The sequence below is a fragment of the Nocardia sp. NPDC051463 genome (assembly GCF_040681975.1).
In the GTDB taxonomy this organism is placed as follows: Bacteria; Actinomycetota; Actinomycetes; order Mycobacteriales; family Mycobacteriaceae; genus Nocardia.
In genome coordinates this window covers 129,775-150,399 of record NZ_JBFBAB010000011.1, presented here as the reverse complement: position 1 = coordinate 150,399, position 20,625 = coordinate 129,775, and the positions used below count along the sequence as shown (strand labels likewise).

The 20,625-nt window shown below is 66.4% G+C and carries 22 protein-coding genes; 10 read left to right on the top strand and 12 right to left on the bottom strand.

From position 1 onward, the window contains the following. Window positions 1-5: 5 nt before the first annotated feature. On the bottom strand, window positions 6-704 hold the full coding sequence (locus AB0M74_RS17220; RefSeq protein ID WP_366527213.1) for a response regulator: 699 nt from the start codon (window positions 702-704) through the stop codon (window positions 6-8). Then, window positions 701-2,218, bottom strand: coding sequence for a sensor histidine kinase (locus tag AB0M74_RS17215; RefSeq protein WP_366527276.1), 1,518 nt, complete (start codon window positions 2,216-2,218; stop codon window positions 701-703). Before AB0M74_RS17215 ends, AB0M74_RS17220 begins: the two co-directional genes overlap by 4 nt. Before the next feature lie 274 nt (window positions 2,219-2,492). Between AB0M74_RS17215 and AB0M74_RS17210 the strand changes: the two genes are divergently transcribed. Continuing rightward, window positions 2,493-3,851, top strand: a complete 1,359-nt coding sequence (locus tag AB0M74_RS17210) for a cation:dicarboxylase symporter family transporter (protein WP_366527212.1) — start codon at window positions 2,493-2,495, stop codon at window positions 3,849-3,851. Between the two features lie 126 nt (window positions 3,852-3,977). Here AB0M74_RS17210 and AB0M74_RS17205 read toward each other — a convergent pair whose 3' ends face one another. Continuing rightward, complete coding sequence (locus AB0M74_RS17205; RefSeq protein ID WP_366527275.1) at window positions 3,978-4,193, bottom strand: DUF4287 domain-containing protein; 216 nt, start codon at window positions 4,191-4,193, stop codon at window positions 3,978-3,980. A 90-nt stretch (window positions 4,194-4,283) separates the two neighbouring features. After that, window positions 4,284-4,715: a DUF4267 domain-containing protein gene (locus AB0M74_RS17200; protein ID WP_366527211.1), complete on the bottom strand. Its 432-nt coding sequence runs from the start codon at window positions 4,713-4,715 to the stop codon at window positions 4,284-4,286. A gap of 111 nt (window positions 4,716-4,826) precedes the next feature. On the opposite strand from AB0M74_RS17200, the gene AB0M74_RS17195 reads away from it, so the two are divergent. After that, the gene (locus AB0M74_RS17195; protein ID WP_366527210.1) at window positions 4,827-5,405 is read left to right on the top strand and encodes a TetR/AcrR family transcriptional regulator; all 579 of its coding nucleotides are present in this window, start codon (window positions 4,827-4,829) and stop codon (window positions 5,403-5,405) included. Between the two features lie 71 nt (window positions 5,406-5,476). Then, window positions 5,477-6,943: an NAD(P)/FAD-dependent oxidoreductase gene (locus AB0M74_RS17190; RefSeq protein ID WP_366527209.1), complete on the top strand. Its 1,467-nt coding sequence runs from the start codon at window positions 5,477-5,479 to the stop codon at window positions 6,941-6,943. A 180-nt stretch (window positions 6,944-7,123) separates the two neighbouring features. Here the strand turns inward: AB0M74_RS17190 and AB0M74_RS17185 are convergent, their stop codons facing one another. The 8 genes from AB0M74_RS17185 to AB0M74_RS17150 all read right to left on the bottom strand — a co-directional run bounded on the left by AB0M74_RS17185 (window position 7,124) and on the right by AB0M74_RS17150 (window position 14,434). Further along, window positions 7,124-7,333: a DUF2510 domain-containing protein gene (locus AB0M74_RS17185; protein ID WP_366527208.1), complete on the bottom strand. Its 210-nt coding sequence runs from the start codon at window positions 7,331-7,333 to the stop codon at window positions 7,124-7,126. 150 nt (window positions 7,334-7,483) lie between these two features. Next, window positions 7,484-8,404 (bottom strand): cation diffusion facilitator family transporter, encoded by a 921-nt coding sequence (locus AB0M74_RS17180; RefSeq protein ID WP_366527207.1) that lies wholly within the window; start codon window positions 8,402-8,404, stop codon window positions 7,484-7,486. Between the two features lie 788 nt (window positions 8,405-9,192). Next, window positions 9,193-10,425, bottom strand: a complete 1,233-nt coding sequence (gene manA, locus AB0M74_RS17175; protein WP_366527206.1) for a mannose-6-phosphate isomerase, class I — start codon at window positions 10,423-10,425, stop codon at window positions 9,193-9,195. After that, window positions 10,425-11,636: a tobH protein gene (locus AB0M74_RS17170; protein ID WP_366527205.1), complete on the bottom strand. Its 1,212-nt coding sequence runs from the start codon at window positions 11,634-11,636 to the stop codon at window positions 10,425-10,427. The genes manA and AB0M74_RS17170 overlap by 1 nt, the downstream gene beginning before the upstream one ends. A gap of 88 nt (window positions 11,637-11,724) precedes the next feature. Beyond that, the gene (locus tag AB0M74_RS17165; RefSeq protein ID WP_366527204.1) at window positions 11,725-13,101 is read right to left on the bottom strand and encodes a phosphomannomutase/phosphoglucomutase; all 1,377 of its coding nucleotides are present in this window, start codon (window positions 13,099-13,101) and stop codon (window positions 11,725-11,727) included. A 53-nt stretch (window positions 13,102-13,154) separates the two neighbouring features. Then, window positions 13,155-13,535 (bottom strand): DUF3499 domain-containing protein, encoded by a 381-nt coding sequence (locus tag AB0M74_RS17160; protein WP_328413358.1) that lies wholly within the window; start codon window positions 13,533-13,535, stop codon window positions 13,155-13,157. Window positions 13,536-13,657: 122 nt separating this feature from the next. Continuing rightward, entirely contained in the window at window positions 13,658-14,137 is a 480-nt protein-coding gene (locus AB0M74_RS17155) for a metallopeptidase family protein (RefSeq protein ID WP_328405384.1), read from the bottom strand. Window positions 14,138-14,200: 63 nt separating this feature from the next. After that, a complete protein-coding gene (locus AB0M74_RS17150; protein ID WP_040709504.1) occupies window positions 14,201-14,434 on the bottom strand; it encodes a WhiB family transcriptional regulator in 234 nt (77 codons plus the stop codon). Window positions 14,435-14,971: 537 nt separating this feature from the next. Here AB0M74_RS17150 and cofD point away from each other — a divergent pair. The 7 genes from cofD to AB0M74_RS17115 all read left to right on the top strand — a co-directional run bounded on the left by cofD (window position 14,972) and on the right by AB0M74_RS17115 (window position 20,567). After that, a complete protein-coding gene (cofD, locus tag AB0M74_RS17145) occupies window positions 14,972-15,925 on the top strand; it encodes a 2-phospho-L-lactate transferase (protein WP_366527274.1) in 954 nt (317 codons plus the stop codon). Next, window positions 15,922-17,265, top strand: coding sequence for a coenzyme F420-0:L-glutamate ligase (locus AB0M74_RS17140; protein ID WP_366527203.1), 1,344 nt, complete (start codon window positions 15,922-15,924; stop codon window positions 17,263-17,265). The genes cofD and AB0M74_RS17140 overlap by 4 nt, the downstream gene beginning before the upstream one ends. Window positions 17,266-17,353: 88 nt before the next feature. Next, window positions 17,354-17,872: an NUDIX domain-containing protein gene (locus AB0M74_RS17135; RefSeq protein WP_366527202.1), complete on the top strand. Its 519-nt coding sequence runs from the start codon at window positions 17,354-17,356 to the stop codon at window positions 17,870-17,872. A gap of 419 nt (window positions 17,873-18,291) precedes the next feature. Then, window positions 18,292-19,557 (top strand): alkane 1-monooxygenase, encoded by a 1,266-nt coding sequence (locus tag AB0M74_RS17130; RefSeq protein WP_366527201.1) that lies wholly within the window; start codon window positions 18,292-18,294, stop codon window positions 19,555-19,557. Then, a complete protein-coding gene (locus AB0M74_RS17125; RefSeq protein WP_366527200.1) occupies window positions 19,554-19,727 on the top strand; it encodes a rubredoxin in 174 nt (57 codons plus the stop codon). Before AB0M74_RS17130 ends, AB0M74_RS17125 begins: the two co-directional genes overlap by 4 nt. Continuing rightward, entirely contained in the window at window positions 19,724-19,906 is a 183-nt protein-coding gene (locus tag AB0M74_RS17120; protein WP_063047281.1) for a rubredoxin, read from the top strand. Before AB0M74_RS17125 ends, AB0M74_RS17120 begins: the two co-directional genes overlap by 4 nt. A 40-nt stretch (window positions 19,907-19,946) precedes the next feature. Then, window positions 19,947-20,567 (top strand): TetR family transcriptional regulator, encoded by a 621-nt coding sequence (locus AB0M74_RS17115; RefSeq protein WP_366527199.1) that lies wholly within the window; start codon window positions 19,947-19,949, stop codon window positions 20,565-20,567. Window positions 20,568-20,625: the final 58 nt, after the last annotated feature.

The window sequence follows — 20,625 nt, the reverse complement described above, 5'->3', positions numbered from 1 at the left end:
GGGGACTAGCTCCGAATCTTCCACAGATAACGGGTTTTCGGCCGGCCTGCCCGGCCGTAGTCGGAGCGGCGGTCGACCAGACCGTCCTCGGCCAGCTTCTCCAGGTAGCGCCATGCGGTGATGCGGGAGACACCGACGGTGGTCGCGGTGTCCGCGGCGGTGACGCCGTCCGGAGCGTCGCGGACCACCCGGGAGATTTCGTCGAGTGTTTGCGGGGCAACGCCTTTGGGTGCGGTAGCACGCTGATCGGAGGTGCGTAAGGCACTGAGGGCGCGGTCGATATCCTGTTGGGAAATCGCGGTTTCGCCTGCGGGCAGTGCGGTGCGGAACTCGCGGTAGCGTTCGAGTTTGTCGCGAAATGCCGCGAAGGTGAACGGTTTCAGCAGGTAGAGCACGACACCGTGGGACACCGCAGTGCGGACCATGGCCAGGTCGCGGGCCGAGGTTATCGCGATGACATCGGGGCGCGGCGCGAGGCCGGTGAGCGCCGCGGCGACGTCGAGGCCGCTGGCGTCGGGCAGGCCGATATCCATGAGCACCAGGTCGATCGGAGTGCCTTCGGCCGCGTTGTCGGCGGCGGCGCGCATCGCGTCGCGACCGGTGTGCGCGATGCCGAGCGGAGTGAAGCCTGGGATTCGTTCGACGTAGGCGCGATGCGCCTCGGCGATCAGTGGTTCGTCCTCGACGATCAGGACCCGGATCATGGTGCGACCTTTCGTGGAATCGTCACGGCGACTGCGCTTTCCGGATCTCGCTCGGTGTAGATCGCGCCCCCGTGCCTGGCGACCAATCGGTGCACCAGCGCCAAACCGAGCCCTTGATGGTCGGCCTTGGTGGAATAGCCGCGTTCGGCGGCACGGGCGAATGTCTGCGCGGACATCCCGGGGCCGCTGTCGGCGACATGCAGGTACAGCGCCGAATCCTGATCGGTAGCCGTGTCGTCTGCCAAATCCTGCTGGCACACGGTTACCTCCACCCAGCCGTCGGCCCCGTCCGCGGCCGCGTCGATGGCGTTGTCGATCAAATTGCCGACCAACGTCACTGTTTCGTGCGCGGACAGCGGTGCGGTCGAGTCGAGGGCAGTGTCCTCGGTGATGGTCAGTTCGACGCTGCGTTCGGCGGCCTGGTTCACCTTGCCGAGCAGCAGCGCCGCGAGTGCCGGGTCGCCGACCGAGGTGAGCAGCCGATCGATCAGCGTTTGGGACAGTTCGAGTTCGGCGGTCGCGAATTCCACGGCCTCTCGGTAGCGGCCCAACTCCACCATGGTGACGACGGTGTGCAACCGATTGGCCGATTCGTGCGCCTGTGCCCGCAGGGATTCCGCGAATCCGCGCACGGAATCGAGTTCGCCCATCACAGTGCGCAATTCGGTGTGATCACGGATGGTCATCACGGTGCCGATCGGGCGGCCTTCCCAGGCCACCACATCCTGGTTGACCAGCAGTATCCGATCGGTGGTCACATGCATCTCGTCGCGAACCACGCCCCAGCTCATCCGCTGCATCGACAGCGGCAGATCGGTGCGCTGCACCGGGCCGGACGGCAGGTCGAGCAGCTTGCGCGCCTGGTCGTTGACAACCTCCGCGTATTCGGCGAACGGACCGAACACCACCAGACCTTCATGGATCGAGTGCAGCACCGCGTCGTGCTGCTCGTACATGGCGCGCAGTTCGTCCGGTGCGAGGCCATGGGTCTGGCGGCGAATCCGCCTGCTGAGCAGGAAGGACCCCGCTGCCGCGACCACCAGTCCGGCGAACGCGACGCCGAGGATCACCGGTAGCTGGGTGGCGACCTGGTCGCCGATGCGGGCCCGGGTCACTCCCGCCGACACCAGCGCGACCACTCGGCCGTCGTCGTAGATCGGTGTCACCGCGCGGATAGATGGCCCCAGGGTGCCCGCGTACGTCTCGGTGAACGTCTGCCCGGCCAGCGCTCGATCGATATTGCCGCCGAAGGGTTGTCCGATGCGTTCGGGCGTGGTGTGGGTGAACCGGGTCCGGTCCGGCGCCATCACGACGATGAAGTCCATGCCTGTGTCCTTGCGAATCCGCTCGGTCACCGGTTGCAGCAGCGCCGTGGGATCAGGGGAGTGCACCGCCGCGAGGGTGGACGGCGCCTGCGCGACCGCCACGGCGACATCGGTGACCTCGCGCGTGGTCGTCACATCGCTGTCGTGGCGTGCATCGACTACCGCGAGGACTGCTCCGATGCCGATCATCAGCGCGAGCACGACCAGCTGCAGCACGAATGCCTGCCCGGCCAATGAGCGGCGACCGCCTCGGATGCGTTCGGCCGGACGCAGGAGTGCGGACAGACTGCGTCTGGCCGCGCCGGCTAGGCGACCACCTCTCACGAACTGTCCTCCGCTGAACACTGTCTTTCTTGAACGAAATGCACCAAAGCGTGACCGGCATCACTCCGGCCGCCAACATTGTGCACAAGGGGTGGTGACCCACCTCACGCCGGTACCACTGAAGAGGACAGCACTCGCCATGAGCGACACAACGCAACAGCAGCGGCGCGACCGTACCCATTGGCTGTACATAGCCGTCATCGTCGCCGTCGGAGCGGGAATTCTGGTCGGCTGGTCGGCGCCCGGTGTGGGTCAGTCGATGGCGCCGCTGGGCACCATGTTCGTGAACCTGATCAAGATGATGATCGCACCGGTCATCTTCTGCACCATTGTCCTCGGCATCGGTTCGGTGCGGGCGGCGGCCACCGTCGGCAGGGTGGGCGGCCTCGCCATCGGGTACTTCATGGTGATGTCGACGGTGGCGCTCGGCATCGGCCTCGTGGTCGGCAATCTGCTGGAACCCGGCACCGGCATGAACATCGCCAAGACCGCCAAACAGGGCGCGAAGCTGGCGGATCAGGCACATGCCGCCGGTGGTACCTGGGACTTCGTCCAGGGCATCATCCCGACGACGCTGATCTCCTCGCTGACCGCGGGCAGTGTGTTGCAAGCGCTGTTCGTCGCGCTGCTGGTCGGATTCGCGGTGCAGGCCATGGGCAGTGCGGGCGAGCCGGTGCTGCGCGGTGTGGCGACGCTGCAGAAGTTGGTGTTCCGAATCCTGTCGATGATCTTGTGGCTGGCGCCGATCGGCGCGTTCGGTGCGATCGCGAACGTGGTCGGCAAGACCGGGCTCGATGCGGTGAAGCAGCTCGCGCTGCTGATGATCGCGTTCTACCTGACCTGCCTGGTGTTCATCTTCGGTGTGCTCGGTGTGCTGCTGCGGGCGGTGTCGGGTGTCTCGATCTTCAAGCTGGTCCGCTACCTGGCGCGGGAGTATCTGCTGATCGTCGGCACCTCGTCTTCGGAGTCGGCGCTGCCACGGCTGATCGCGAAGATGGAACACCTCGGTGTCGAGCGCACCACGGTGGGTGTTGTTGTGCCGACTGGATATTCGTTCAACTTGGACGGCACCGCCATCTATCTGACCATGGCCTCGCTGTTCATCGCCGACGCGATGGGTAAGCCGCTGGCCATCGGGGAACAGCTCGGCCTGCTGCTGTTCATGATCGTCGCGTCGAAGGGTGCGGCGGGCGTGACCGGCGCCGGACTTGCCACGCTGGCAGGCGGACTGCAGAGCCACCGCCCGGAGCTGCTCGACGGTGTCGGCCTGATCGTCGGTATCGACCGCTTCATGTCCGAGGCCCGCGCCCTCACCAATTTCTCCGGCAACGCGGTCGCGACCCTGCTGGTCGGCACCTGGACCAAGACGATCGACGTCGATCGAGTTCGCACCGTGCTCGACCGCAAGTTGCCCTTCGACGAGCGGACCATGGTCGACGATGACCACGATCCGCGGCCGCAGCCCGAGCCCGACACCAAGGACCTGGTCCCGGCCTAGCTGCACGTAGCCGGACGGAGCCCATCGACAATCCTGTGCTCGTCCGAGCGCGGAGAGGGCGCCGTCCAGCTGCAACCTGAAACGAAAGGGCCCGCAGGATCTGCGGGCCCTTTCGTGGTGTGCGGGTCAGGATGCCCACTTCTCCGGGTTGAGGTAGTGCTGGGTGATCGCGGTCGCGTGGCCGTGGCCGAAGCCGTGCTCGCCCTGCAGCCAGGTGACGAGTTCCTTGTGCGAGGCCAGGCCCGACTGGCGCATCAGGGACTTCCACTCGTCGACGGTGTGGCCGTACTTGGCCTCGATCGACGGGAAGTAGGACGCGGGGCCGTGCGGCTTGGTCGACATGGTGGTCATCTCCTGCTTGTTCGGACGTTCGGTGGAATAGACGAACCCCCGCTCGCGAATTCATCGGCGAGCGGGGGTGTGTGGTCTGAATCACGCCGCGACGGTGGTGGAAGCCGACTCGGTGACCTTCTTGGTCGACGTGTTGTGCTCGCGGATCAGCAGTCCGCCTGCGAGGGCGACCAGAACGGCGGTGAGGCCGTGGATGCCGAAGGCCGCGGCGGTCGAGCCGTTCCAGCTGAGTACGGTCAGCATGTCGCCGGTCGGGATCAGGGCCAGGACCAGCATCGTGATGCCGAGGGCGTACCGCTGCCGCAGTGCCAGCAGGGCCAGGATCAGCACCCCGGAGACGGTGTCGCGTACGCCCTTCAGGTTCATGAACGCGACGGCGTCGCCCTTGGGCCATTCCGGCAGGCCGAATCCGGTGGCGATGGTTTCCGGCGTAACCAGGTAGCTGAGGCCGATGTAGAGGATGAACGCCGCGCCGATGAGCGAAAGCACGGTGGCGATGCGGGAGATGTTCATGGCGATTGCTCCTTGGTGCGTGTTCTGGATGCTTGAAATCTAGCGTCGCTAGATGCAAGAGCAACGCTAACTGATCCTCGGTAGTTTGTCTAGCGCTGCTAGTATTTCTTCATGAGCATCCAGAATCGCAAGGAACGCGAACGGGCCGAGCGGCACCAGCGAATCATCGACACCGCACGTGAACTCGCCGAGGCGCAGGGCTGGGAGGCGGTGACGGTGCGTCGCCTCGCCGAACGGATCGAATACAGCCAGCCGGTGCTCTACAGCCATTTCACGGGCAAGGTGGCCATCGTGTCGGCAGTCGCGACACAGGGTTTCGAGGACCTCGCCGCCACATTGCACGCGGCGCGCACCGGCGCATCGAACCCGGCCGCGGCATTGGAGGCGATCGCGCGGGCCTACCTGGACTTCGCCACCGCCAATCCGGCTCGCTACGACGCGATGTTCGTACTGACCACCGAGCTGAAGTTCGGTCCGGAAGCGCCGAAGGCGCTGAAGGATTCGTACGGCGAGATCGAGGCCGCCTACGCACCCTTCGCGGGCGCGAACGATCTCGAAACGGGAACGGAGGTGGTCTGGGCCGCGCTGCACGGGGTGGCGACCCTGGATCGCGGCGGACGGCTTCGCCCGGACCTGCGTGCGCGGCGCATCGAGATCCTGATGAGTCAGTGGACAGCCGGTCGGGAGTGAGCCCGAAGGTGACGGTGTGTCGTGCGCGGCAGATCAGAGCGTCCTAGCGGCGGGCAAGGCAGAGTGGAAATATGCCTGATGTTGTAGTGGTCGGATCTGGACCGAACGGGCTCGCCACGGCGGTGACACTGGCGCGAGCCGGGCTCGACGTGGAAGTGCACGAGGCGCAGGCCGCCGCGGGCGGCGGTTCCCGGACCGCCGAGCTGACCCTTCCCGGCTATCGGCACGACGTGTGCGCCGGTGCGCATCCTATGGCGCTTGCCTCCCCGTTCTTCCGTGCGTTCGACCTGCGTGCGCACGGGGTCGAACTGCTTGTACCGCAGGTGTCCTACGCGCATCCACTCGACGGTGGGACCGCCGGGCTGGCCTGGCGTGACCTCGACAGGACCGTGGACGGCCTCGGCCGTGACGGCGCGGCATGGCGTTCACTGTTCGGACCGCTCGTCGGCCATTGGCGCGAGGTGGTCGATCTGGCGATGTCGGATCTGCGCCATCTTCCGGGCGACCTCGCGACCGCGGTGCGCTTCGGCCTGCGCATGATGGAGCAGGGAACACCGTTGTGGAACATGCGTTTTCGCCAGTCGGCCGCGCCGGCGCTGTTGACCGGTGTCGCCACGCACGCGATCACCCCACCGCGCGCGTTTCCCGCCGTCGGTGCTGGTCTGCTGCTCGGCACCCTCGCGCATGCGGGCGGTTGGGTGCTCCCGCGCGGCGGCAGTCGAACGATTCCGGATGCCCTCATCGCCGAACTCGAGCGGCTCGGTGGCCGCGTCGTCACCGGCCATCGGGTGGACTCACTGGCGGAATTCGACGGCGCTCACGCGATCGTATTGGACACGGCCCCAGCCGAACTGCTGCGTATCGCGGGTTCGCGGCTACCGGAACGTTACGCCGCGCGCCTGCGTCGCGTTCGCTACGGCGGCGGCGCGTGCAAGGTCGACTTCGCGCTGTCGGGGCCGGTGCCATGGCAGGCCGAGGGCTGCGATCTCGCCGGGACCCTGCACCTGGTCGGCACACGCGCGCAGGCCATGGCAGCCGAAAAGACCATCGCCGCGGGGCAACACGCGGCGCGACCCTATGTGCTCGCCATCCAGCCCGGTGTCGTCGATGCGAGCCGTGCCCCGGCGGGTGGTCACACCTTCTACACCTACGCGCACGTGCCCAACGGTTCGACCCGCGACATGACGGAGTCCGTGATCAAGCAGGTCGAACGCTTCGCCCCCGGATTCCGCGACCTGATCCTGGCCTCGCATGTTTGCACCGGCGCCGAAATGCCTTCCCACAACGCCAATTACGTCGGTGGTGATATCTCCGCAGGCGCAATGACGTTGCGTCAGACCGCCTTCCGGCCCACTCCGAGGTGGAACCCTTATGCAACGCCGATGCCCGGCGTCTACCTCTGTTCGGCGTCGACCCCACCGGGTCCCGGCGTCCACGGCATGAACGGCCTACACGCTGCCCGGCACGTGTTGTGGCGGGAGTTCGGTATCGACACCGACCCGCTCGACCTGTTGCGTACACCGCAGGTATCGGCCTAGCGGCCTGCTTGGACCCACAACACATTTCCGCATTGCCAACCCCCTGCCGATCGGCTGCGTGCAACCCCTGCTCGGCAATAGTGTTGCGCCTGACCGCAACCCGGTGCGGCCGCTGGTCGAACATCGGTGAGGGGCCTTGGCGCTGCCTGCGTTCGGCGTGCAGCGCCCGGGACTACGGGGTCATTGGCGGGGCTGGGTGTGGTTGGTCCACTGGTAGCCGTCGAACCACCGGACAACTGCGGGGTTGGCATGATCGGGGTACCAGCCGGGAGCGATCGTGGTGGGTGGTTGATATCCCGCTCGGGCGCTCGAGCGGGACTTCACGATCACGACGACTATCGCGAGAACGACGAGCAGGATGAGTAAGTGCCAGACGCTGAATGCTCCCATTCGGTCAGTATCCACCGGCCTTGGATCGGCATCCGAGTCCAGCCGATCTCACCAGATCGAGCATGCGCGATGCTCGCGGCGGAGCACAGCGCCGGTGGACACCCCGATAGCGTTGGGGTACAGCCTGAATCGTGATCCGGCCGGTACGGGTCAGCTGGTCGGCGTGCGGTACAGATCCGGCTCCAGGTAGATGATCCGAGCCGCGGGCACGGCGGCGCGGACCCTGGCTTCGGCAGCGTCGATGGCGGCGGCGATGTCTTCGATGTCCAGTCCCGGAGTGATCGCCACCTTGGCGGCGATGAGCATTTCCTCCGGTCCGAGGTACTGCGTCTTCACGTGGATCACCCGATCTATGCGGGTGTCGTCGACCAGGTTCGCGCGGATGTCGCGGTCCTCGTCGGGTGTGGCGCCCTCGCCGATGAGCAGGCTCTGCATTTCGATGATCAGCACGATCGCGATGACCCCGAGCAGGATGCCGATAGCCAGCGTGCCGATGCCGTCCCAGATCGGCTCATCGGTGACCATGGTCAGCACCACCGCGGCGAAAGCGAACACCAGGCCGACCAGCGCGCCACTGTCTTCCAGCAGCACCACGGGCAGTTCCGGGCTGCGCGAGTTGCGGATGAACCGCCACCAGCTCGAATCACCCTTGAGCGGCCTGGATTCGTGGATGGCCGTGCGGAAGCTGAAGCCCTCCAAGGCGATCGCGATACCGAGGATCGCGACCGCGACGATCGGCGAGCTCAGCTCCTCCGGATGCTGGATCTTGTGGATGCCCTCGTAGATGGCATAAACCGAGCCCAGCGTGAACAACACGAGGGCCACGATGAAGGAGTAGAAGTAGCGGTTGCGCCCGTACCCGAACGGGTGCAATTCGTCGGCCTCTTGCTCAGCGCGGCGCTGCCCGAACAGCAACAGCCCCTGATTGGCGGTGTCGGCCACCGAGTGCACGCCTTCGGCAAGCATCGACGCCGAACCCGTGATCGCCGCGCCGACGAACTTCGCCACGGCGATACCCGCGTTCGCCGTCAACGCGGCGATGATCGCCTTCTTGCCACCACCAGCCGACATACGGTTTGGTCCTCTCTCCGCTCTGTCCGATCCTGGTTAACTTAGCCTGTCCGCCGACCGCACTCGAACGGCCAACTGGCAAAGCGCCCGCCGCGCACAAAATCCTAAGGTCGCAAGTGCTGCCCCGATGAACACCCCCGGCAACCGAAGTCGCGACCATCACCACCGATGCGGCCTCTCGGCAGGAGGACACCTTTCAGGCGTAGCGAGATCGAGCACGAAGGTTCGCGGCCGTCTCCCACCAGGAGCGCCCAACCGCATCCCCGGAGTCGCACCATCCACCGCCGATCCAGCGTCTCGGCGCGACGCGCCCTTTCTCGCACCAGAGTCCGCGACCCCGACGTATCAGAGCATCCACCGATATCGCAAGTCCCGCTACCGAGGCCCCAATAGGCACGATGGCGCCTTCCGAGCAGGCGTCTCGCTTCAGAGTCGTCGAAGCGCATGCGGCGAAGTCGCAACTGTCCGCACCGCCGCTTTTCCGGCGCGACACGATGGCACCTTCCGCCCGCAGCACGATCCGGCATCAGCACGATCCGGCATCAGAGTTTGCCGTGGCCTCCCACCTCCACAGCAGTCCATGACCACCGACCGAAGTCGCAACCTCAGCTACCAACGCCCCCACTGGGCACGATGATGTCTTCCGAGCGCAGCGAGACCGAGCATTAGAGTTCGCGGCCCGTCTCGCTTCCGAGCCGTCGAAGCGCACGCGACGAAGTCGCAAGTCTCGACGGCTCGGAAGCGAGACCAAGGGGGCCGCGAACACGCAGCGCCGCAGGCGCTGCCAATCAAACAGCCCCCACGCACGCGCAGAATAGTTGGGCGTTGCCTTCCACCGCTTGGGCGCGAATGCCGGTGTCGGTAGCGGAGATCCAGGCTGCCGTGCCGCGCTCCAGCACCAACTGTTCGTCGCCGTGCAGCAAGCGGACCGTGCCCGACGTGCAGAGCACGATCCCGGGCCCTGCCGCAGTGAGGGGCACGTGTGCCGAGCCCGCGGTCAGATCGAAGCGGCGAAGTGCGAATTCCGGTGCTGGGGTCCGGTAGTGGACCGAGCCGTCGCCCACCGGTTCCGGCAGCACCACCGGCAGGTCGATCGGTTCGAAGTCCAGTACCCGCAACAGCTCGGGCACGTCGACATGCTTCGGTGTCAGACCGCCACGCAGCACATTGTCGGAGTTGGCCATGATTTCGACACCGACTCCGCGCAGATACGCGTGCAGATTGCCGGCCGCGAGGAACAGGCCCTGTCCTGGTTCCAGGGTGAGCCGATTGAGCAGCAGCGCGGCCAGCACTCCGGCATCGCCCGGATAGGCTTCGGCGAGCTCGAGCGCGGTGCGTGCCTCGGGGGCGAACTCGCGCCTGCCCTTGGGTGCGGCAGCGCTGCCCGACAGGTATTGCACGCACCCATCGAGGACTTGGGGCAGCAGCGTGCTCAACGCCGCGTGTGGCAGCGTGATCCAGGTGGTGAACAGCGTTCGCAGACCGGCCGAATCCGGTTGCGCGGCAAGCAGGTTCGCGTAGGGATGCAACCCGGGCACGTCCAGGGCGCGGAACAGCTCGACGGTGCGCAGTGGATCACGGAACCCGGCGAGTGCCTCGAACCGATCCAGCGCGACCACCAGTTCCGGCTTGTGGTTCTCGTCGCGGTAGTTACGCATCGGCGAGTCGAACGGCACCCGCGCCAGGTTCTCCCGTTCGAATCCGGCCTTGGCCTGCGCCGAACTCGGATGTGCCTGCAGCGAGAGCGGTTCCTCTGCGGCCAGGATCTTCAGCAGGAACGGCAGCCTGCCACCGAATTCCGATGCGGCGGGTCCCAATTCCCGATCCGGGTCGGCAGCGACCAGCTCCAGCAGTGACCGGGTGTTGCCGTCGATGCGCACGTGCGCGGGATCGGCGGGATGCGCACCGAACCACAGTTCGGCTTCCGGATGCGCGGACGGTACCGGTCGGCCGCACAACTGAGCGAGCGCGGTGCGTGAACCCCAAGCGTAGGAACGCAGCGCACCAACGAGTTCGTGCACTAGTAGCGTCCCCCGTACTGCCCCTGGCTCTCGGTCGCACTCCCGCGCGAACCGAGCAGCCGTAGATAGGCGGCCGCCATTTCCAGTCTGAGTGTGAGCACCGCGAGCTGTTCGAGCTCGGTGCCGTGCCCGGTGGTGCCGAGGCCGGGGTCGTCCTGTCTGGCGCGTGTCGGGACGGACGGGTCGGTGAGTGTGGTGTGCAGCAGGTCGACATCGGCGCGCACCAGATCGGCGTCCACCAATCCGGACCCGGCGGCCCCGAAGACGGCCAGCCTGCGCCGCGCGGCGGACTGGTCGGCATCGGAACTGAGCACGAACACGCGCATGCGCTCCACCGGCACCGGTCCGTCGAGCTCCTCGTCGTGGAACAGCGGATCGAAATTCGGCGCGGATTGCCCTGCGGCCTCCACCATTCGAGGATTGGCGGCGACGGCCTCGGCCAGGCCCACCGCTGCGGCCACCCGGCCCGCCGACTGCAGCAGCACTTCGGCCCCGTGCTCGGCCAGTTCGGCGGTGGCGGGGGAGTCCCCCGCCAATACGACACCGCGCTGGTGCATGCGCGCGGCGAGGGTTTTGGCCGGATTGCGAAAGACCTCGTTGTGTGGGCCGTCGCGCAGCGCCTCCGCGTCGAGCACATCGGCGAGCTCGGTGAGATCAGGCACCGCCGCGCCCGCGCGGGCCGGGTCCACGATGCGTAGGACGGCCATTCCCGCGGCCAGGAAGCGCAGCAGGCGATTGTGGTCGAGCACCTGGACCCTCGGCTCCAGCAGAGCCGCCCGGCCTGCCGCAGCGGCGCGTAGCGGTCCCTCGTGCGGAGCCGCGACCACCACCTCGGCGCCGCGGCGCACCGCACGGTCGACGGCATCAATCAGTCGTGGATCGCCCGCGTCGTCACCGGCGACCAGGACCACGTCGAGCGGACCGACCCACGGCGGCAGTGAAGCAACGGGCACGATCGGCAGGCTCGCGCGATCGCCGAGCGCGGCGACCAGCAGCCCGGCGGCGCGGGCCGCACGACCCGCGCCGGCGACGAGCACGACGCTGCGTGGGCGTAAGTCGGCAAGGCGTATCAGCGTGTCCTCAGCGACAGCTGCGGCGGTAGCGCGCACCTGAGCGCCACCGGAAGCGGCCGAGCGTAGGGCGCCGCCTGCATCGGCTGCCTCTAGCGAAGCAGCATCGTCGAGGTCGAGCACCGGTGTTCCAGCGATCATCGGGCGTCCCACCTCCCCTCATCGCTCTGTGCCATCCACACCGAACCCAGATCGGGCGAATCCAAGGCCTGTGATTCCACTATTCCAGTCAGGAGCGAACGATGCTCAGAATCTCGGTCACGAGTGCGTCTACTTCCTCCGGCGATCGGGCTTCGACGTTCAGCCTGAGCAACGGTTCGGTATTCGACGCGCGAAGATTGAACCAGGCGTGGTCGGGCAGCTGCACGGTCACCCCATCCAGTCGATCGACCGATACCGTGCGGTCACCGAATGCCTCGACCACTGCCATCGTCCGCTCCTTCGCGTCCGCCACTGTCGAGTTGATCTCTCCGGAGGCCGCATATGTTGCGTACGACGACATCAGCTCCGAGATCGGCCGATCCTTCTCGCCGAGCGCGGCAAGCACGTGGAGCGCCGCGAGCATCCCGGAATCCGCACCCCAGAAGGCGCGGAAGTAGTAATGCGCAGAGTGTTCACCGCCGAATACCGCACCGGTGGCAGCCATTTCCTGCTTGATGAACGAGTGGCCGACCCTGGTGCGCACCGGTGTCCCGCCGAGCTCGGTGACCAGCTCCGGCACCGCATGGGAAGTGATGAGGTTGTGGATGATGACCGCGCCGGGCTCCTTGGCGAGCTCGCGCTCGGCGACCAGGGCGGTGATCGCCGAGGGCGACACCGGCTCGCCGTTCTCGTCGACCACGAAGCAGCGGTCGGCGTCGCCGTCGAAGGCGAGTCCGATGTCGGCGCCGGACTCGCGTACCAGATCCTGCAGATCGACCAGGTTCTTCGGATCGAGTGGATTCGCCTCGTGGTTGGGGAACGAGCCGTCCAATTCGAAGTACAGCGGCACGATCTTCAGCTGCGGCAGGGTGCCGAGCACCGCGGGCACGGTGTGCCCGCCCATGCCGTTGCCCGCGTCCACCGCGATGGTCAGCGGGCGGATCTCGTCGAGATCGACAAGGCCGCGCAGGTAGGCCGCATAGTCGGCGAGCAGGTCGACCTCGGTGGCGGTGCCGCGTGCGCCGTGGTAAACGGGCACACCCGCGACGACCTCGGACTTGATCGTGGCGAGGCCGGTGTCCTGACCGACCGGCAGTGCCTTCGCGCGGCACATTTTGATGCCGTTGTAGCGGGCCGGGTTGTGGCTGGCGGTGAACATGGCGCCGGGGCAGTCCAGGCTGCCGGAGGCGAAGTACAGCTGGTCGGTGGAGGCGAGGCCGATGTGCACCACATCGAGACCCTGGTCGAGGACGCCGTCGGCGAACGCGGCGGCCAAACTCGGCGACGAGTCCCGCATATCGTGGCCGATGACCACGCGGGTCGCGCCCTCGGCGCGCATCAGCCTGGCGAAGGAAGCCCCTACGTCCCTTACGAATTGCGCGTCGATCTGTTCACCGACCACTCCGCGAACGTCATAAGCCTTGATCACCGCGTTCACGAATTCGGCAGAGCGCGCGACTGTCATGGGAACCACCCTAGTGGTTGCCTGGGACACCCCTGACACGGTCCCGCCTCTTGTCAGCTCGGCGGGTCGGGCAGCACTCGCAGATGGCCGCGGCGACCGGTGCGGGTGGCTCGCGGGGGCGGTGGGGCGTAGTCGGAGTAGCCGCGCTGATCGTGCTCGGGCGGGCGGCGGCGCAGTCCCGCCTCGCGTACCGCCTCGGCCAATGCTGTCAGATCGTCGTCATCCGGTGTGCTGGAAGAGAATCCGCCTTCGTGGCGAACCATTTCCCAGCCCTTCGGGGCGGTGATCCTCGAACCGTGTGTTTCGCAGAGATCCCAGGAGTGCGGCTCGGCCACCGTCGCCAGCGGTCCGACGACTGCCGTCGAGTCCGAGTACACATAGGTGAGCGTCGCGACTGCCGGATTCTTGCAGCCTGGTCGGCAGCAACGACGCATGGGGATCACGACGATGAGAGTAACCCGCCACGCCGTCCGATGGAGGCAGACACGCTCAGGTAATGGGTGAGACTTGTCCGGATCGATCGTTAGTGAGTCGCTCGGGGACAACTGATCTCGCGCTAATCGCCTTCCGGGTCGATCAGGTCGGGATCGACCCCGAGATACGTGGCGATCTGCTGGACGAGGACTTCGCGGAGCAGATCCACCAGATCCTCTGGATCGCCCGCGCGCAGTTCGAGCGGTTTGCGGAACAGCACGACGCGGGCCCGGGTGGCCACGCCGTGCCGATCGACGCCGGCCGGGATGAGCCGCGACAGCGGCACCGGTCCGTCGGCCACGACCTCGTCCGGCCAGGTGACCGAATCAGGGTGCAGCGGACGGATTTTCGGTACATCGTCGACCGCGATATCCAGCTTGGTCAGCCGGTCGTGCCAGCGGGTGTCCAGTGGTGCGAACGCCTCCAGTACCAGCCGATCGAACTGCTGGCCGCGCGTTCGCCACGCGGGCACCGTCGGCGGCAACATCGGCCCGCGCAGCCCACGACCGCGGCGGATCACCGACCGGGCGGTCGGTGGTCGTCGGTTCCGAAAATGCGCCATGAAACAAAATCTAGGCCAGCCCGCCGCGAAGGTGTGCATCGAGGCAGGCTGGCCGCATGTCTTCTAGCCGATGCCACGCTTCAGGCGGCGCCGCTCGCGTTCGGAGAGGCCGCCCCAGATGCCGAAGCGTTCATCGTGCGCGAGTGCGTACTCCAGGCACTCGTCGCGTACCTCGCAGCCCAGGCAGATCCGCTTCGCCTCGCGGGTCGAGCCGCCCTTCTCGGGGAAGAACGCCTCGGGATCTGTTTGCGCGCACAGGGCGCGCTCCTGCCACTGCTCCTCGATGGATTCGAACATCTCGTCGAAGCCCGTCACGACCAGGCTGAGCCGGGGTGGTGCCGAGACTTCGTTACCCCCCTCATGCTCGATCCGGCCGATATCTGCGCAGACGCCACGTGCTGCGCCTGCTGTGGAATCGGTCGGCGAGACCATTTCGTTGGCCATCGCTCCGCCTCCTCACTGTGTGTTAGCGCAGAATGATTCTTTCCGTCGGACCAACACGCACACCGACGGCCGTACCCCGCGACGTTGTCCCGCGGACATCCCCGAACTTGTCATTTCGATGCGAACATCTGTTCGAAAAGTTGTCCGCGCCTTGATCTCTCACGCGAACCCGAAATGACATGACTGTGATTAGACACGCCGGACGTGTCGATGGTCAAGCCGCCGTCGCAATTCCGTTACTATCCGCAACCGCATTCCAGATTGATCTTGAAGCACCAAATAGCAAATGAGCAGCAAATATAAGATGAACTGCGGCAGCTCCGGTACCGCATAGGCTGTGCGGATGTGACTCCACAACAAGCGGACACCGCACCCGCCAGCGGGCCCCGGATCGCCGTCCTAGTGGGCGGAGTCGGTGGCGCGCGCTTCCTTCAGGGCGTTCGAGAACTGCTGCCCGAGGCAGACGTTTCCGCGATCGTCAACGTCGGAGACGACGTCTGGATGCATGGCCTTCGCATCTGCCCCGACCTCGATACCTGCATGTACACCCTCGGCGGAGGAATTGACACCGACCGGGGCTGGGGCAGGCTCGGCGAAACCTGGCACGCCAAGGAAGAGCTGGCCAAATATCACGCGCAGCCTGATTGGTTCGGACTCGGCGATCGAGACATCGCCACACACTTGATTCGCAGTGAAATGTTGCGCGCCGGGTATCCGCTTTCGGCGGTGACCGAGGCGCTCTGCAATAGGTGGCAGCCGGGCGTGAAACTCATCCCGGCAACGGACGATCGATGCGAAACACACGTGGTTGTGAGCGACCCCGACAACCCTGGCGAACGTCGCGCGATCCATTTCCAAGAGTGGTGGGTTCGCTACCGCGCGGACATCGAGACTCACGGATTCGCCACAATTGGGGCGGATGAGGCGAAACCTGCACCAAATGTGACTGAGATCATATCCAATTCTGATGTCGTATTACTGGCCCCATCCAACCCGGTCGTGAGCATCGGCGCGATCCTCGCGGTACCGGGTATTCGCGGCGCGCTGCGCACTACGGAGGCGAAGGTGATCGGGGTGTCCGGGGTGATCGACGGCAAGCCGTTGCGCGGTATGGCCGACGAGTGCCTTTCGGTGATCGGCGTCGAGACCACGGCCGAAGCGATCGGCCGCTATTACGGTGCCCGGTCCGCCACCGGCATCCTCGACGGCTGGTTGATCCACACCACCGACACCGCCGATGTGCCCGGCGTAGAGGTGCGCAGCGTGCCCTTGTTGATGACCGATCCGCCGACCACCGCAGAGATGGTGCGGGAGGCGCTCGACCTCGCGGGAGTGAAGCCGTGAACGAAACCGACCACGCGGCCGCCGAGCTGACGATTCTGCCGATCACCGGACTGCCGGAATTCCGCCCCGGTGACGACGTCGCCGAACACATCGCCTCCTGCGCGCCATGGCTGGCCGACGGCGATGTGCTCGTGGTGACGAGCAAGATCATCGCCAAGGCCGAGGGCAGAATCGTGGCGGCCCCGCTCGACCCGGAAGAGCGCGACGCCGCGCGCCGCGCGCTGGTCGACCAGGAGGCCGTGCGAGTACTCGCGCGTAAGGGTCGCACCCTCATCACCGAGAACAAGCTCGGCATCGTGCAGGCTGCGTCCGGAGTCGACGGATCCAACGTCGAACAGGGCGAATTGGTGCTGCTGCCCGCCGATCCCGATGCCAGCGCCAAGGCATTGCGCACAGCCCTCGCCGAGCGACTCGGGGTGCAGGTCGCCGTGGTCGTCACCGACACCATGGGCCGGGCTTGGCGCAATGGTCAGACCGATGCCGCCATCGGCGCCGCAGGACTTCGGGTACTGCACGACTACGCGGGCGCGGTCGACGGGCAGGGCAACGAACTGCACGTTACGCAGGTCGCGATCGCCGATGAACTCGCGGCCGCCGCGGACCTGGTGAAGGGCAAGCTCGGCGGTGTCCCGGTCGCGGTGGTGCGCGGGCTCCCGGTCACCGACGACGGTTCCACCGCCACGGACCTGCTGCGCGGAGGCACCGACGACCTGTTCTGGCTCGGCACCGCGGAGGCCATCGAGAGGGGCCGCTCGGAGGCGGTGCTGCTGCGCCGGTCGGTGCGGCAGTTCGCCGACGAACCCGTCGATCCCGAGCGCGTCCGATCCGCTGTCGCGGTGGCCTTGACCGCGCCCGCGCCCCACCACACCCGCCCGGTGCGTTTCGTGTGGCTGCGCAAACCCGGCCTGCGTAAGCAGCTGCTGGAGGCGATGGCGGAGAAGTGGCGCGAGGACCTCACCGCGGATGGGCTGCCGCCGGAGCGGGTGGAGCGTCGAATCGCCCGCGGCCGAATCCTTTTCGACGCCCCGGAGGTGATCATCCCGTTTTGCGTGCCCGACGGTGCGCACGACTACCCGGATGAGCGCCGCCGCGCCAACGAGCGGACCATGTTCACCGTCGCGGTCGGCGCGGCCGTCCAAGGGCTGTTGGTCGCCCTCGCCACCGAGGGTCTCGGCAGCTGCTGGATCGGTTCGACCATCTTCGCGCCGGAGATCACCCGCGACATCCTCGGCCTCGACGAGGACTGGAACCCCTTGGGCGGCATAGCCATCGGCCATCCGCTGGAGGAACTGACTCCGCGCCCGGTGTACGGCCCTGGTCACGGCCTGGTCGAACTGTGACCCACGAAGACCTCGCCCCCCGTCCCGAGATCTGCCCCCGTCGTCGGTGCCTCCAAGGAGTGCGGATCCCGAGCCGGGGTGCGGATCGATGAGCGCGAGTTCGTTGCATGCCTCGGCGACGGAGTTGCTGGAATCGTGGCGTCCGGCATCGGGCCCCGACGCCTCGCTGCGGGAGGCGATGCTGGCGTTTCTGGGCTCGGCACCACGTGGTTGCCTGCGTGAGCACGTCCCCGGTCACATCACCGCGTCGGCGGTCGTGTTTTCGCACGACGAGCGCGAGGTGCTGCTGACCTTGCACCCCCGAGTCGGCCGTTGGATCCAGCTCGGCGGCCACTGCGAGGAATCCGATGCCACGGTACCCGCCGCCGCACTGCGGGAGGCAACCGAAGAGTCCGGCCTGACGGATCTGTGGCTGGATCCGGAACTATATGGCGCGCAAGCACATCCGATCACCTGCTCACTCGGCGTCCCGACCCGCCATCTGGATCTCCTGTTCCGGATTGTCGCCCCCGCCGGCGCCGTCCCGATTCGCAGCGCCGAATCCACCGACCTGCGCTGGTGGCCGATCAACGCACTGCCCCCGGACAGCGACGTCCTACTGCACTGACCTCACTCATCGGCGGTAGTCGAATGGTGGCCGCTGAGCGCCGTGGCGGCCGCCAATTCACTACGCCCGATCGCTATTTACCTCCCCGGTGGCGCGCCCTTTGTGGCGACCGGACATTCATGCATCGGGGCTCGGTTGCCGCGCGGGTGTTGGGGTCGACACGTGTGTCGAGGGGTGGTAGCGCCTGGATCCGCACGGGTTGGGCGGGCCACGCTCTGTCCCTGCCCTCTGCCCTCTGCCCTCTGCTCTCCGTCCCCGAGCGGGCGCGTCGCTTCTGCGTGGTGACAGCTGGTGCGGTGCCATTCCCGATCTTTACAAAATGACCGATTTGTCTAGACAGAAGACATGTTGATCTCTAATGTCAATTGAAGTAGTACTGCACATCACATGTGATGTGCCGCTCGAATGGAGAGACAACGATGTCGACACAAGCCGATACCTCGGGCCGCCAGGTCGAGGCGCCTGCGTGGCGTGACCGCAAGCGGTACATGTGGTTGTGGGGGTTGTTCGCACCGACGGGTCTATTCACCATCGGCTTGCCCTTGGTCTGGGCGTTCAATGAAATCGGCTGGCATCGGCTGGCGCAGGTGCCGTTCTGGCTCGGCCCGGTCCTGGTCTATGTGTTGATTCCGCTGGCCGACATTTTCTTCGGACCGGACGGCGACAACCCGCCCGACGAGGTGATGGAGTACCTGGAGAACGACAAGTACTACCGCTACCTCACCTATCTGTACCTGCCGTTCCAGTACGCGACGCTGATCATGGCCTGCTATCTGATCGCCGCGGACAACGTCAGCTGGCTCGGCATCGACGGCGGTCTGCACCTCATCGACAAGATCGGCCTGGCGATCACCGTCGGCATGATCGGCGGCATCGGCATCAACACCGCGCACGAGCTCGGCCACAAGAAGGTCGACCTGGAGCGGTGGCTGTCGCGGATCGCGCTGGCTCAGTCGTTCTACGGCCATTTCTACATCGAGCACAATCGTGGTCATCACGTGCGCGTCGCGACCCCGGAGGATGCGGCGAGTTCCCGTCTGGGCGAATCGTTCTGGGCATTCTGGCCGCGCACCGTGTGGGGTGGCTTCAGCTCCTCGTGGCGGTTGGAGAAGGTGCGTCTCGACCGGCTCGGCAAGAAGCCGTGGAGCCTGCAGAACGAAGTGCTCAGCGCCTGGCTGATGTCGGTGGCGCTGTATGCGGTGCTGATCGCGGTGTTCGGTATCGGCGTGCTGCCGTATCTGATTCTGCAGGCGGTGATCGGCTTCAGCCTGCTCGAGGCGGTCAATTACCTGGAGCACTACGGTCTGGTGCGCCAGCGCACCGCATCCGGGCGCTACGAGCGGCCCGCTCCGGTGCACAGCTGGAACAGCGACCACATCGTCACCAATATCTTCCTGTACCACCTGCAGCGCCACAGCGATCATCACGCCTATCCGACGCGGCGCTATCAGACGCTGCGCAGCTGGGACGGCGCGCCGAACCTGCCGAGTGGCTACGCGAGCATGATCCTGCTCGCCTACTTCCCGCCGCTATGGCGTCGGGTGATGGACAAGCGGGTGCTCGCACACTATGACGGCGACGTCACGCGCGCGAACATCCATCCGGCCAAGCGGGATAAGGTGATCGCCCGCTACGGCGTCGGCTCGCCGGCCGCGGGTTCGGGTGTCGAGGCGGCTGGGCTATGAGCGCGTTTCGCTGCCCCGTCTGCGATTACCTCTACGACGAGGCGAAAGGTGCACCGCACGAGGGATTCCCGGCGGGGACGGCCTGGGACAAGGTGCCCGACGACTGGTGCTGCCCGGACTGTGGGGTGCGGGAAAAAATCGACTTCGAATTGATGGGAGCTGCCTCATGACCGAATACAAGCTGTTCCAATGCATCCAGTGCGGCTTCGAATACGACGAAGCCAAGGGCTGGCCCGAGGACGGCATCGAGCCGGGCACCCGCTGGGACGACATCCCAGACGACTGGACCTGTCCGGACTGTGGCGCGGCGAAGGCCGACTTCTACATGGTCGAGATCGAGCGGTCGTGAGATTTTGACTGCGGCATATCGCCGTGACAGTGTCGCGGGTATGCCGCGCACAGGACCGAGGGTTCCGTATCAGGAGGCGGCGCGGGAACTCCTGCGCACATCGGTCCTGGACGCGATGCGGGAACTGCTCACCGAACGGGACTGGTCGAAGATCACCCTCGGCGATGTGGCGGCCCGGGCCGGGGTGAGCAGACAGACCCTGTACAACGAATTCGGATCGCGGTCGGGCCTCGCGCAGTCCTACGCCCTGCGTCTGGCCGACGATCTGGTCGATCACGTCCGTTCAGCGATCGACGGCAATGTCGGTGACGTCAGGTCCGCGTTCCGTGAGGGACTCGGCGGCTTCTTCCTCGAAGCCGCCGCCGATCCACTGGTGCAGTCACTGCTCGCGGGCGAGGTGAAGCTGGACCTGTTGCGACTGATCACCCTCGACGCCGGGCCGTTGCTCGAACATGCCACCGAACGGCTCGCCATCGCGTTCCAGCACAGCTGGGTGGCCGCGACGGCGGCGGAGTCGACGGTTCTCGCACACGCGCTCGTGCGCATCGCTCTGAGCTACATCCCGACACCGCCCGCACCAGGGCGGAACGCGCCGGCCGATCTGAGCGATTTGCTGAGTCCGTACGTCGAGGCAATTCTGGCGGCACGCGAGCGGAGTTAGCGTCGCTGTGGGAGCGCCGTCGGTTTGCCGGAAGGGTGCGGTGGCTGAGGTTGCCTGA

Coding starts and splice junctions, on each gene's coding strand:
- AB0M74_RS17220 (WP_366527213.1), bottom strand. CDS start 704: ATGATCCGGGTCCTGATCGTCGAGGACGAACCACTGATCGCCGAGGCG.
- AB0M74_RS17215 (WP_366527276.1), bottom strand. CDS start 2,218: ATGATCGGCATCGGAGCAGTCCTCGCGGTAGTCGATGCACGCCACGAC.
- AB0M74_RS17210 (WP_366527212.1), top strand. CDS start 2,493: ATGAGCGACACAACGCAACAGCAGCGGCGCGACCGTACCCATTGGCTG.
- AB0M74_RS17205 (WP_366527275.1), bottom strand. CDS start 4,193: ATGTCGACCAAGCCGCACGGCCCCGCGTCCTACTTCCCGTCGATCGAG.
- AB0M74_RS17200 (WP_366527211.1), bottom strand. CDS start 4,715: ATGAACATCTCCCGCATCGCCACCGTGCTTTCGCTCATCGGCGCGGCG.
- AB0M74_RS17195 (WP_366527210.1), top strand. CDS start 4,827: ATGAGCATCCAGAATCGCAAGGAACGCGAACGGGCCGAGCGGCACCAG.
- AB0M74_RS17190 (WP_366527209.1), top strand. CDS start 5,477: ATGCCTGATGTTGTAGTGGTCGGATCTGGACCGAACGGGCTCGCCACG.
- AB0M74_RS17185 (WP_366527208.1), bottom strand. CDS start 7,333: ATGGGAGCATTCAGCGTCTGGCACTTACTCATCCTGCTCGTCGTTCTC.
- AB0M74_RS17180 (WP_366527207.1), bottom strand. CDS start 8,404: ATGTCGGCTGGTGGTGGCAAGAAGGCGATCATCGCCGCGTTGACGGCG.
- AB0M74_RS17170 (WP_366527205.1), bottom strand. CDS start 11,636: ATGATCGCTGGAACACCGGTGCTCGACCTCGACGATGCTGCTTCGCTA.
- AB0M74_RS17165 (WP_366527204.1), bottom strand. CDS start 13,101: ATGACAGTCGCGCGCTCTGCCGAATTCGTGAACGCGGTGATCAAGGCT.
- AB0M74_RS17160 (WP_328413358.1), bottom strand. CDS start 13,535: ATGCGTCGTTGCTGCCGACCAGGCTGCAAGAATCCGGCAGTCGCGACG.
- AB0M74_RS17155 (WP_328405384.1), bottom strand. CDS start 14,137: ATGGCGCATTTTCGGAACCGACGACCACCGACCGCCCGGTCGGTGATC.
- AB0M74_RS17150 (WP_040709504.1), bottom strand. CDS start 14,434: ATGTTCGAATCCATCGAGGAGCAGTGGCAGGAGCGCGCCCTGTGCGCG.
- AB0M74_RS17135 (WP_366527202.1), top strand. CDS start 17,354: ATGAGCGCGAGTTCGTTGCATGCCTCGGCGACGGAGTTGCTGGAATCG.
- AB0M74_RS17130 (WP_366527201.1), top strand. CDS start 18,292: ATGTCGACACAAGCCGATACCTCGGGCCGCCAGGTCGAGGCGCCTGCG.
- AB0M74_RS17125 (WP_366527200.1), top strand. CDS start 19,554: ATGAGCGCGTTTCGCTGCCCCGTCTGCGATTACCTCTACGACGAGGCG.
- AB0M74_RS17120 (WP_063047281.1), top strand. CDS start 19,724: ATGACCGAATACAAGCTGTTCCAATGCATCCAGTGCGGCTTCGAATAC.
- AB0M74_RS17115 (WP_366527199.1), top strand. CDS start 19,947: ATGCCGCGCACAGGACCGAGGGTTCCGTATCAGGAGGCGGCGCGGGAA.